Genomic DNA, 11903 nt, shown 5'->3' on the forward strand with positions numbered 1-11903 from the left:
TGCGGGGCCCAACTTCACAGCCGTTCAAGGGCCGTGCCCGCGCCGGCTCACGGCGGCCCCGGCGTAATTCCCTCGCCCGGGCCGCGGTGCCCTGGTAGGCATGGTTCATGGGGACTGACTTGCGGGTGCTTCGGCAGGACGACTGGGACGAGTGGTACGGCAGCCTGATCCGCGCCTTCGGCGGGGTTCCGGAGTCGGCCGAGGAGCGGGAGCTGTGGCGTGAGCTCACCGAGCACGACCGTTCCATCGGCGTGTGGGACGACGGGCGGTGCGTGGGCACGGCCGGGGCGTTCAGCTTCCGGCTGACCGTGCCCGGCGGGGCCGCCGTGCCCGCGGCCGGCGTCACCATGGTCGGCGTGGCCGGCACGCACCGGCGGCGCGGGATGCTGACCTCGATGATGCGCCGGCAACTGGACGACGTGCGCTCCTGGGGCGAGCCGCTGGCCGTGCTCACCGCCTCCGAGCCGGCGATCTACGGCCGGTTCGGGTACGGCGTCGGCACCTACCACCTCAACGCCGACATCGACACGAGCCGGGTACGGCTGTCCCTGCCGCCCGGCACCGACGACGTACGGCTGCGGTACGCGGCGCCCGCCGACGTGCTCGACGCGTGCGAGGCGGTGTACGCCCGGCTCGTGCCCCGGCGGCCCGGGATGGTCGCCCGGATCCCGGGCTGGGAGCGGGTGGGGCTGCTGGACCCGGAGGGCGACCGGGGCGGTGCCTCTCCGCTGCAGTGCGTGGTCGCGGAGCGGGACGGCGAGGTCGTGGGCTTCGTGCGGTACCGGGTCAAGGCGGACTGGGAGCCGGCCGGGGCCAGGGGCACGGTGGTGCTCTCCGACCTGGAGGCGCTGGATCCGGCCGCCCACGGCGCGCTGTGGCGGTTCCTGTTCGACCTCGACCTCACCTCGCACATCGACGCCCGGCGGCGGCCGGTCGACGAGGCCTGGCAGTACCTCGTCTCGGACGTACGGCGCTGCTCCCTGCTGGTGCGGGACTCGCTGCACGTACGGCTGGTGGACGTCGGGGCCGCCCTGGAGGCACGGACCTATCAGACGCCGGTGGACGTGGTGCTGGACGTCGAGGACGCCTTCTGCCCCTGGAACAGCGGGCGTTGGCGGCTCAGCGGGGACACCAAGGGCGCCTCCTGCGAGCGTACGACGGATCCGGCCGACCTCGCCCTGTCCGTACGGGAGTTGGGCGCGGCCTATCTCGGCGGGGTGAGCCTCGCCGGGCAGGCGGGGGCCGGGCTGGTGCGGGAGGTGCGGCAGGGGGCGCTGGCGGAGGCGGCGGTGGCCTTCGGGTCGGCGGTGGCGCCCTGGCTGCCGCACGGCTTCTAGGGGCCTGTTCTCACCGGCTCTGGCAGGCCGGACACCAGAAGAGGTTGCGGGCGGCGAGATCGGCGGTGCGGATCTCGCCGCCACAGATGTGACAGGGCAGGTTCGCCCTGCGGTACACGTAGACCTCGCCGCCGTGGTCGTCGACGCGGGGCGGGCGGCCCATGGCCTCCGGGGTGTGCTCCGGGCGGACGGTGTCGATGCGGTTGTTCCGCACGCCCTCGCGCATCAGCCCGACGAGGTCGTTCCAGATCGCGTCCCACTCGGCGGGGGTGATGTCCCGGCCCGCGCGGTACGGGTCGAGGCGGTGCCGGAAGAGGACCTCGGCCCGGTAGACGTTGCCCACGCCCGCGATGACCTTCTGGTCCATCAGCAGGGCGGCGATCGTCGTACGGCTGCGGGAGATCCGCCGGTACGCGGCCTGCGGGTCGGCGTCCTCGCGGAGGGGGTCCGGGCCGAGGCGGTCGTGTATCGACTGCTTCTCGGTGGGGGTGATCAGGGCGCAGGTCGTCGGGCCGCGCAGGTCGACGTACGCCGTGCTGTTCGCGAGACGGAGGCGGACCGTGTCGGTGGGCGGGGGTGCGGGGGCCGGGCCGAAGGTGACCTTGCCGAAGAGACCGAGGTGGATGTGGACCCAGTCGGTGTCCCGGAAGCCGAGGAAGAGGTGCTTGCCGTGGGCCTCGGTGGTGGTGAGTTCGGAGCCGGTGAGGAGGGCGGCGGCGTCGGAGAACTTGCCCTGGGGGCTGGTGACGTGGGGGGTGGTGCCTCGGAAGGCGGCGCCGTAGTCCTGGGCCAGGCGGTGGATCGTGTGGCCCTCGGGCACGGTGGCTCCTCCTGTGCGTGTCGGGGGTGAGCGCCGGGTCCTTCTCGCCCCCGCCGCCCCTACCCGTCCCATCCTCCAGGGGCTGCCGCCCCTTCGACCCCGCCCCCAGGGGCTCCGCCCCCGGACCCCCGCTCCTCAAACGCCGGAGGGGCTGAATTGCGCGCAGGTGACCCACCCCAGGGGCGCGGGGAACTGCGCGACCAGCCCTCACCGGACCTGCACCCGACGGCGAACCCCGCCGCCCCGCCGCCGGAGGCTACTGCTGCGGGTGGTGCGCCGGGATCTCCGGCAGGTCGCCCGTCGTCTCGTACGCGGACAGCATGTCGATGCGGCGCTGGTGGCGCTCGTCGCCGGAGAACGGGGTGGCGAGGAAGGTCTCGACGAACTTCGTCGCCTCCTCGGTGGAGTGCATGCGGGCGCCCACCGCGACGACGTTGGCGTTGTTGTGCTGGCGGCCCAGCGCCGCGGTCTCCTCGCTCCAGGCGAGAGCCGCGCGGACGCCCTTGACCTTGTTCGCCGCGATCTGCTCGCCGTTGCCGGAGCCGCCGATCACGATGCCGAGGGAGTCGGCGTCGGCGGCGGTGCGCTCGGCGGCGCGGAGGCAGAACGGCGGGTAGTCGTCCTGGGCGTCGTAGATGTGGGGGCCGCAGTCGACCGCCTCGTGGCCGGCCGCCTTGAGCCAGTCGACGAGGTGGTTCTTGAGTTCGAAGCCCGCATGGTCGGAGCCGAGATACACGCGCATGGGATGAGTGTGACACGGCTGTTTCAGGGCAGCAGCCCCGGGTGTCGGCCAGGGAAATCATGAGTCCCGCATTGGAACCTCAAGGAAACCTCAAGTAACGATCTGGATTCAAAGGTTCACGAATTTCTTTGCCTCCGATTCACTGGACCGACCCGTACACCGCTCGTACGGAATCCCCACACCCGGCACGAAGGAATTCCCCGTATGACTGGTCTCCAGGCCGGACTCAAGAACCGCCACCTCTCGATGATCGCCATCGGCGGTGTCATCGGAGCGGGCCTTTTCGTGGGCTCCAGCTCCGGTATCGCCACCGCCGGACCCGGCATCCTGCTGTCGTACGCCCTCGTCGGCACGCTGGTCGTCCTCGTGATGCGGATGCTCGGTGAGATGTCCGCCGCGAATCCGAACTCCGGCTCCTTCTCGGCGCACGCCGACCGGGCCCTCGGACGCTGGGCCGGTTTCTCCATCGGATGGCTGTACTGGTTCTTCTGGGTCGTCGTCCTCGCCGTCGAGGCGACCGCAGGCGCCAAGATCCTCGAAGGGTGGATACCCGCCGTACCGCAGTGGGGGTGGGCGCTCATCGTGATGGTGGTGCTGACCGCCACCAACCTGGTCTCCGTGGGGTCCTACGGCGAGTTCGAGTTCTGGTTCGCCGGGATCAAGGTCGTGGCCATCGGCGCGTTCATCGTCATCGGTCTGCTCGCGGTGTTCGGCGTCCTGCCGGGCGTCGACGCCGACCAGGCGAGCTTCTCCAACCTCACCGACCACGGCGGTTTCCTGCCCCACGGGCCGGGCGCCATCCTCACCGGTGTGCTGCTCGTCGTCTTCTCCTTCATGGGCAGCGAGATCGCGACGCTCGCGGCCGGTGAGTCGGAGGACCCGCAGCGGGCCGTGACCAAGTCGACCAACAGCATCATCTGGCGGATCGCGGTCTTCTACCTGGGCTCGATCTTCGTCGTGGTCGCCCTGCTGCCGTGGGACTCCAAGTCCATCCAGGACGACGGCTCCTACGTCGCCGCGCTCGACTCCCTCGGGATCGCGCACGCCGGCCAGATCATGAACTTCATCGTGCTGACCTCGGTGCTGTCCTGCCTGAACTCCGGCCTCTACACGGCGTCCCGGATGGCGTTCTCGCTCGGCGAGCGGGGAGACGCGCCGAAGGCGTTCGCGCGGGTCAACGGCCGGGGTGTGCCGATGGCCGCGATCCTCGCCTCGGTGGTGTTCGGCTTCGTCGCCGTGTTCTTCAACTACCTCTCCCCCGACAAGATCTTCCTCTTCCTCGTCAACTCCTCCGGTGCGGTGGCCCTGTTCGTGTGGCTGGTCATCTGCTTCTCGCAGTTGCGGATGCGGAAGATCATCCAGGCCGAGGCGCCGGAGAAGCTGGTCGTGCGGATGTGGCTGTACCCGTACCTGACCTGGGCGACGGCCGCGCTGATCGTGTTCGTCCTCGGGTACATGCTGACCGACACCGAGCACGACGGCCGGGAGACCGTGCTGCTGTCGCTGCTCGTCGCCGCGGTGGTGCTGGCCATCGCCGTGGTGAAGGAGAGGATCGGACGCGGCCGGGCGGGTGCCGCCCCCGCGGGCGAGGTGACCGACAAGGTCTCCGTCGGCTGAACGGATCGCTGGGCGGACCGTTGAACGGACCGTTGGGCGGGGCCCCGTGGCGTGTGCCGCGGGGCCCCTTTCCGTGTGCACCGGACGGTACGGCTCACAGCACGGTGAAGCTCTCCATCACCTCTTCGTACGTCTCCAGCGCCTGCGCCTCGTTGTCCGGCTGGTACCAGGTGTTGATCTGGTACGACTTGTCGCCGACGTTGAAGCCGAGCAGCCGGGCGTGCCACGGGACGCCGCCGAGGGTGAAGGTGTACTCCCAGACGACCGCGGGGTGTTCGCGGAACGTCGTCTCCTCCAGGCGGATCTTGCGGTAGTCCTGCCCCTGGTGGGCGTTCTGCTCGGAGGTCCTCCAGGTCTCCATCAGGTCGCCCCGGGCGAGCGAGGACTTGGCCGCGAGCTCCTGCTTCCCGTCCGGCGAGGTGTAGTGGACCTCGGCCCCCGTCTTCACGTCCCGCCGCCAGCCGGTGGGGGTGGTCCACGCGAATCCGCCGGCCTCCTCGTGCGCGCCCGGCGGGAGCGAACGGGGGCGGGAGGTGCCCTCGACCGTGGAGGACGGGGTGCCGCCGGGGGTGGAGGCACCGGGCTCCGAGACGGAGACCGACGCGGAGGCGGACGGGGAGCCGCCCGCCTTGTCGTCGCCGGGCGGGTCCGACGCGGTGGCGAGGATGACCGCGACCACGACGGCAGCGGCGGCGACCACGCTCCCCGCGGCGAGCAGGGCGGTCCGGCGCCGGCCGCGGTGCGGGGCGGCGGGCCGGGCGGGGCCCGGGAGTTCGCCCGGGGGCATGCGGTGAGGGTGGGGCCCGAGGAGCGGGGCGGAACCGGCGCGGGGGTCCGCGGCGGGCTCTCCGGTGGCACTGCCGGAGCCGGGGCCGACGGTGGCCTCGGACCGCTGACCGGGTCCGGCCTGTTCGCCGCGGACCAGGGAGACGCCGGGGTGCTGTGGCCGCCGCCGGGTCGCCGGTACCGGGCCGACCCGGGTGGGGGCGGAGGCGGCGTGCGGGGCGTTGTCCCGCGTCGGCGCGTCCGGCATCGGGTAGTGCTCGGTGGGGGCGCCGGCCTCGAGGGAGTCCTGGGTGGGGGCGCTCGCGAGGGGCGTGCTGGTCGTGGTGGCCCCGGCCCGCAGCGCGGCTCCCACGGAGTTCCCCGACGGCGCCTCCGACCGCACCTCCGAACGCTCCTCGGAGACGGCCTCGGTGGAGGCACTGGCGGCATGATCGGCCGAGGCCGTCAGGGGGGCGGGGGATGTGCCGGTCCCTGCGGGTGAACGGGGTTCGGCGGGCCTTCCCGTCTCGGCGGGCGTCGGAGTTCCTGCGACGGGTGAGCGGGGTCCGGGCCGCACACCCACGTCCTCGACACCGTCCTCGTCCTCGGTACCGTCCGGGCCCTGGTCCCCGGCTCCCCCCACGGCCGTCGACCCACCATGCACCGGCACGGCGTCCGACGGCTCCTCGGCCTCGGCGTCGACCCGAGCCCCTGCGGGCGGTGGTACGGCATCCGACGGCTCTCCGACCACACCGTCAGCCGCGGGCTGTCGTACGACCGCCTCGGCGCCCTCCACCGAGGACCGGGCGCCCTCCGCCGAGGACCGGGCGCCCTCCGCCCCCGTCTCCGTCTCCGCGCTCTCGGCGACGGCCCCGTCCGAGAGGTCCGGCACCCTCGGATCCCGTACCGCCCGCACGACCCGGGGTTCCAGGTAGGCCGGTGTGGCCGACTCCCGTCGCGCCCACGGCACGGGCGGGGTCTCCGAGAGCCCCGGTCCGGCATCCGACGTGTCCGGTGCGTCGGGTGTCTCCGGTGTTCCCGGGCCGCCCGACGTCCCGGTCTCCTCGGAGGCGTCCGCGTCACCCGGTGTCCCTGAGGCTCCCGCGGTCGCGGAGGCGGCGGAACGGCGCGCGTCCCCTGGGGGGTCACTCGGCTCCGGCTCCCCCGCCTCCATCCGCAGCGTCGGCGTGGCCGCGGGGAGCGCGACCAGGCGCAGGGCCGCCTCCACCTCGTCGAGGCCCGGGCGTATCGAGGGGTCCTTCTCCAGCAGGGCCGTCAGGATGTCGGTCAACGGGCCCGCCGCCGCGGGGAGTTCCGGCTCCTCGTAGAGGACGGCGTGCAGGGTGGCCAGCGTGGTGTCGCGGGAGAACGGGGAGCGGCCGCCGAGGGCCGCGCTCAACGTCGCCCCGAGGGACCAGATGTCCGAGGGCGGCCCCTGCGGGCGCCCGGAGATCCGCTCGGGGGCCATGTAGTCGGGCGAGCCGACGAGCATGCCGACCATGGTGAGCGCCTCGGCGTCCTGCATCGCGGCGATGCCGAAGTCCGTCAGCACGATCCGGTGGCCGGTGCGGTCGGCGGACTCGACCAGGACGTTCCCCGGCTTGATGTCCCGGTGCAGGACGCCCCGCGCGTGGACCTGACGCAGGGCCTGCACCAGCCCCAGGCCGAGCAGCGCGGTCTCGCGCGGGTCCAGCGGACCGTCCTCCACCGTCATCCGTTCCAGGGAGCGGCCCTTGACCAACTCCATGACGATCCACAGGCGTTCACCCTCGTCCACGACGTCGTAGACCCGTACGACGTTGGGGTGGTCGATCCGGGCGGTGGCCCTGGCCTCGCGCAGGGTCCGTTCACGGCGGGTGCGGGCGTCCTCCGCGTCGAGGCCGTCGATCCGCATCTCCTTGACCGCGACCTGCCGGTCCAGCATCTCGTCGGCGGCCCGCCACACCCGCCCCATTCCCCCCTGGCCGATGCTTTCGACCAGGCGATAGCGTCCTGTCACCAGAAGCCCTGAAACTCCGCCGCGCCTCGCATTTCCCGTCTCTCCCGTATTCCCCGGCAATCCGCTGCACCCCCTCAACGACGCCCCGAGTGGAACACAATGGTCACACTTCGAGCCGTACCAGCATAGTGCGGAGAAATCTTGTGGTACCTCTTCAAGTACTGCGAATTCAGGCGCAGCCAAGGGGGGCGAACATGAGTTCTCGTCGAATGACGACCATTGCCGGATCGCTGGTCACGGCATCCTTCTCGACGGTGATGATCTTTTCCTTCACCGCGAGCGCGGACGAGGGACCGGCAAGCAGCAAGGGGGGAAAGGCCGTCGACAAGGCGCCGGCCGGGGTGGAGTTGACGACGACACTGCCCGGGACGATCTCCGTCGACAACAGCTCGCAGAAGACCGATCTCACGGCCACCGTGAAGAACGACGGGAGCAAGGACAGCGGAAAGATCAGGCTGTTGGTCGTCGGTTTCGACGGCATGACGGTCAAAAACGTTCAAGGCTGCTCTCCGATCGAAGAAAAGGATCTGCCGGAGGGCTCGAACAGCGGATTCGCGTGCCCGATCGACAATCTCGCGGCCGGCAAGTCGAAGTCGTACGCCGTAGCCGCGACATTCGATCTCAAGAAGACCGGAAAGATCTGTCTGCCGGTCCAGACCGGCGACGGAAAGAAGACGTTCTGGCAGCAGGGCCCGGTTCCGTTCGGCACGACGAACCCGTCGCCGAACGCCCCGGCCACCCCGCTGCTGCTGGGCACCGACAACAAGCCGGTGGCGCCGGGCGGGGACACCCCGCGCGAGCTGCCGAAGACCGGCCCGGCACGTGACCTGCTGCCCCTCGGGGCCGCGGGCGCGGCGCTGATGTCGGCGGGCGCGGCCGGGCTGTGGTGGTCGCAGCGCCGGCCGCAGCGCACGGTCTGATCCACCACGGGGCACGGCGGGAGGCATAACCTGACGGAAACTGTCAGGTTATGCCTCCAGCATGTCCGGCATGAACACCACGGACATCCTGACCGCCTCGGACTCCGCCACCGGCGACGAAGTCACCAGTTTCCAGACCGGGTTCGCGCTGCGACCCGACCTCGTGGTCCCGGCCCGCTCGCCCGCCGACGTGGTCGCCGCCGTGCGCCACGCGGCTGCGGCACGCCTGCCGGTGAGCGTGCTGGCCACCGGGCACGGGCTGCCCGGCGCGGTGCGGGGCGGCATGCTCATCGGCACCCGGCACATGGACCGGGTGACCGTCGATCCCGGCGCCCGTACCGCCCGGCTCCAGGCGGGCGTCCGCTGGGGTCAGGTGGTCGAGGCGGCCGCGCCGTACGGCCTCGCGCCGCTCAACGGTTCCGCTCCGGGCGTCGGTGCCGTGTCGTACACGCTGGGCGGCGGACTCGGCATCCTGGCGCGGGAGTTCGGCTACGCCGCCGACCACGTCCGCTCCCTCGACGTCGTCACCGGGGACGGCGAACAGCGGCACGTCACCGAGGGGTCCGAGCTGTACTGGGGCCTCCTCGGCGGCGGCCGGCGCCTGGGTGTCGTCACCGAGCTGGAGATCGGGCTCGTCCCGGTGCGGACGCTGTACGGCGGTTCGCTCGCCTTCGACGGCCGCGCGGTCGACCCGGTGGCCGCGCTGCGGGCGTACGAGGAGTGGACCAGGACCGTCCCGTCCACGCTGACCTCGTCCTTCGCGGCCGTTGCGTATCCGGACGTCCCGGCGCTGCCGGCGCACCTGCGCGGGCGGTACGTCCTCTCGGTCCGGGTCGCGTACACCGGGGCCGACGGGGGCCGGCGCACCGCCCCGCTGCGGGAGATCGGGCCGGTGCTCGCGGACTCCCTGCGCGAGATGCCGTACGCCGACAGCCGCACCATCCACAGCGATCCCGACGCCCCGCACAGCTACTACGGGGACAGCGCGGTGCTGAGCCGACTGGACGTGGAGCGGGTGGGTGAGCTGCTCGGACGGACCGGTCCGGGGGCCGGCGCCATGGTCGTCGTACAGATCAACCATCTGGGCGGGGCGCTGGCGCGGCCGGCGCCGAACTCGGTGCCGTACCGCGAAGGGCGTTTCCTGGTACGGCTGTTGACCGGTGGGGAGCGGCAGCGGGCGCGGGCGCTGCTGGACCCGGCCTTCGGGCTGCTCGCGCCCGTCACCCTCGGCCGCAGCGTCAACTTCGCCTTCGGGGCCGGGGACCGCACCGAGGGGCTGTACGACGCCGGGACACGGAAGAGGCTCGCCGGGCTGGAGTCGCGTCACGACCCGGCGAGCCTCTTCCGCGGCGGTGTCAGCGCCTGACGAGCTTCCAGGCGGCGGGCAGGACGCCCATCGCGAGGATCGCCTTGAGGGCGTCGCCGAGGAGGAAGGGGGTCAGGCCGGCCGCGACGGCGGCGGACAGCGACATGTCGGCGGCGTAGGCGAGGTACGGGACACCGATCGCGTAGATGATCGCCTCGCCGACGAGCATGGCACCGGCCGTCCGCCACACGTTCCGGTCGGCGCCGCGGCGGGCCAGGGCGCCGACGGCTGCCGAGGCGAGGATCATGCCGAGGATGTAGCCGAAGGAGACGGAGAACCCGGAGGTGCCCTGGGCGAACCACGGGAGTCCGGCGAGGCCCGCCAGCGCGTACAGCGCGAGGGACGCGACCCCGCGGCGGGCACCGAGGGTGGTGCCGACGAGCAGCGCGGCGAAGGTCTGGCCGGTCACCGGCACCGGGGAGCCCGGCACGGGCACGGAGAGCTGCGCGGCGAGCCCGGTGAGCGCGGCACCGCCGACCACGAGCGCGACGTCCCGGACGCGGGAGGCGGGGATCAGGTCGGCGAGGACCTGGCCGGTGCGGGCGGGGGCGACGGCGGTGCTCATGGGGACTCCGCGGGTGTGATCGACAGGGGACACGGTGACGCTATCCCGGCGTCCTCGGGCCGACCACCGTCAACGGTCGACAAAGCCTCGAACAGCGGCTTGGTGGACTCCGGACAAAGAGTGGGGCTTACACCGGGTTCGGCGTGATGCCTGTCACTGAGGTGAGGTGAGGCGGAGTACAGCGGGCGGGAGGGCCCTCGCTGTGGGGAATCACCAATGAACCCTAGTGGTCTGGTCGGATTCACCTTTCCTGACCTACCCTTCCAGACATGGTCGCCCAGTCCCGGTACTTCTCCTCGCGTCGCCATGTCGACCTGCGACGCGTGGGCACGGCTGTCTGTCGCCGTCCGGTGTGAGGCGGGCTCCGGCGCGCCTCGACCTCCGAGACGTGTCGGCCCCCGTTCCCGAGGACGGTCCTCCATGCCCCCTTCCGTGGCACTCCCTGTCGCTTCCCCTTCCCCCTCCCCTCTCACGTCCCGGCGCCGGACCAGCGCCAGCGTCGTCCTGCGGTCCGTGCTGGAGCACGGGCCGGTGGCGCGCAGCACCATCGCCCGGCTGACCGGACTGTCCCCGGCGTCCGTGACGGACTACTGCTCGCGCTTCACCGAACTCGGTCTGATCCGTGAGTCGGAGACGCCCCGGCGCTCCCAGGGTGTGGGCCGCCCCCATGTGCCCGTGGACCTCGACGCGTCACGGTTCATCGTGGGCGGGGTCCATGTGGCCGTCCCCTACACGACCGTGGCGCTGCTCGATCTGCGCGGGCGGGTGGTGGCCGTGCGGGAGCTGCGGCACGACGGGGTCGAGGGCGCCGACGCGGTCCTGGCACGGGCCGCCGAGGCGCTCGGTGCGCTCCTCACCCGGTTCCCGCGACTGCGTTGCCTGGGCGTCGGCTTCGCGGCCGGCGGCTGGGTGGACCGGGACTCCGGGACCGTGGTCGAGCACCCCCTGCTGGACTGGCACGAGGTGCCGGTGCGGGAGCTGCTCGGCATCCGCACCGGCCTGCCGGTCCATGTGGACGGGCACGCCCGGGCGTTGGTCAACGCCGAGCGGCTGTTCGGGCGGGCCCGCGGCAGCCGGAGCGTGCTGCATCTGTTCGTCGGCAACGTGGTGGACGCGGCGTTCGCCACCAACGACGAGGTGCATCACGGGCCGCGCTCCCAGGCGGGCGCGATCGCCCATCTCCCGGTACCGGGCGGCACCGAGCCCTGCGACTGCGGGCGGACCGGATGCCTCCAGGCCGAGCTGAGCGAGCGGACGTTGTGCCGGCGGGCCCGGCGGGCGGGCATCGTCGAGGGCGTGAACCCGATGCACGTGGTCGCGGCGGCGGCCGCGGGCGACCCGGCGGCGGCCCGGCTGCTGGCGGAGCGGGCGGGTGCCGTGGGGCGGGTGGCGCGGCTGCTCCTCGATGTGCTGAACCCGGAGACGGTCGTGGTGACCGAGGTCGGCGTCCTGCACCGGGAGGACTGCCTGGCCGCCCTGCGCGAGGGCGTGGGCGACGACCGCGCGGCTTCCGTCGTTCCGTCGAGCTTCCCGGATTCCGTCCTCGCCGTGGCCGGCGGTTCGGTGGCGCTCGACGTGCTCTACCGAGATCCGCTGGCCGCTTCACCTGAGGCTATTTAATTCAGCAACTCCGAATGTTGACAGGGCTTCCGAAGAACCGAGAACATCCTTTCCATGAGCCCGCACCTGTACTGTCGCGCCCTTTGTTGCTGACACGTTGCCCCGCGTGACGCGCTCATTTCCCCGGCCTGAACGCATTTCTTCGTGACTTT

General features: G+C 72.1%; 10 protein-coding genes. 6 read left to right on the forward strand and 4 right to left on the reverse strand.

The window, feature by feature from the left end:
• The first annotated feature begins 107 nt into the window (after positions 1 to 107).
• Positions 108 to 1337: a GNAT family N-acetyltransferase gene (locus ACZ66S_RS02710; RefSeq protein WP_469899119.1), complete on the forward strand. Its 1230-nt coding sequence runs from the start codon at positions 108 to 110 to the stop codon at positions 1335 to 1337.
• A 10-nt stretch (positions 1338 to 1347) separates the two neighbouring features.
• Here ACZ66S_RS02710 and ACZ66S_RS02715 read toward each other — a convergent pair whose 3' ends face one another.
• Together ACZ66S_RS02715 and ACZ66S_RS02720 are read right to left on the reverse strand one after the other, a co-directional pair.
• A complete protein-coding gene (locus tag ACZ66S_RS02715) occupies positions 1348 to 2157 on the reverse strand; it encodes an Fpg/Nei family DNA glycosylase (protein ID WP_469899121.1) in 810 nt (269 codons plus the stop codon).
• Between the two features lie 256 nt (positions 2158 to 2413).
• Positions 2414 to 2899 (reverse strand): ribose-5-phosphate isomerase, encoded by a 486-nt coding sequence (locus ACZ66S_RS02720; RefSeq protein WP_469899122.1) that lies wholly within the window; start codon positions 2897 to 2899, stop codon positions 2414 to 2416.
• 204 nt (positions 2900 to 3103) lie between these two features.
• Here ACZ66S_RS02720 and ACZ66S_RS02725 point away from each other — a divergent pair, with 204 nt between their 5' ends.
• Complete coding sequence (locus ACZ66S_RS02725; RefSeq protein WP_469899123.1) at positions 3104 to 4516, forward strand: amino acid permease; 1413 nt, start codon at positions 3104 to 3106, stop codon at positions 4514 to 4516.
• 94 nt (positions 4517 to 4610) lie between these two features.
• Here ACZ66S_RS02725 and ACZ66S_RS02730 read toward each other — a convergent pair whose 3' ends face one another.
• On the reverse strand, positions 4611 to 7235 hold the full coding sequence (locus ACZ66S_RS02730; RefSeq protein WP_469899666.1) for a serine/threonine-protein kinase: 2625 nt from the start codon (positions 7233 to 7235) through the stop codon (positions 4611 to 4613).
• Positions 7236 to 7474: 239 nt separating this feature from the next.
• Here ACZ66S_RS02730 and ACZ66S_RS02735 point away from each other — a divergent pair, with 239 nt between their 5' ends.
• Positions 7475 to 8200, forward strand: coding sequence for a hypothetical protein (locus tag ACZ66S_RS02735; RefSeq protein ID WP_469899668.1), 726 nt, complete (start codon positions 7475 to 7477; stop codon positions 8198 to 8200).
• 70 nt (positions 8201 to 8270) lie between these two features.
• Positions 8271 to 9566 carry an FAD-binding oxidoreductase gene (locus ACZ66S_RS02740; protein WP_469899125.1) on the forward strand — a complete coding sequence of 432 codons (1296 nt, stop codon included), beginning with the start codon at positions 8271 to 8273 and terminating at the stop codon, positions 9564 to 9566.
• On the opposite strand, the gene ACZ66S_RS02745 is transcribed toward ACZ66S_RS02740, so the two are convergent.
• Positions 9556 to 10131 carry a biotin transporter BioY gene (locus ACZ66S_RS02745; RefSeq protein ID WP_469899126.1) on the reverse strand — a complete coding sequence of 192 codons (576 nt, stop codon included), beginning with the start codon at positions 10129 to 10131 and terminating at the stop codon, positions 9556 to 9558. The two genes, ACZ66S_RS02740 and ACZ66S_RS02745, sit on opposite strands and share 11 nt — an antisense overlap.
• A 269-nt stretch (positions 10132 to 10400) precedes the next feature.
• On the opposite strand from ACZ66S_RS02745, the gene ACZ66S_RS02750 reads away from it, so the two are divergent.
• Positions 10401 to 10487 carry a putative leader peptide gene (locus tag ACZ66S_RS02750; RefSeq protein WP_353963568.1) on the forward strand — a complete coding sequence of 29 codons (87 nt, stop codon included), beginning with the start codon at positions 10401 to 10403 and terminating at the stop codon, positions 10485 to 10487.
• A gap of 64 nt (positions 10488 to 10551) precedes the next feature.
• The gene (locus tag ACZ66S_RS02755) at positions 10552 to 11751 is read left to right on the forward strand and encodes an ROK family protein (RefSeq protein ID WP_469899127.1); all 1200 of its coding nucleotides are present in this window, start codon (positions 10552 to 10554) and stop codon (positions 11749 to 11751) included.
• Positions 11752 to 11903 lie beyond the last annotated feature (152 nt).

This window comes from Streptomyces sp. NPDC107471, assembly GCF_055582845.1.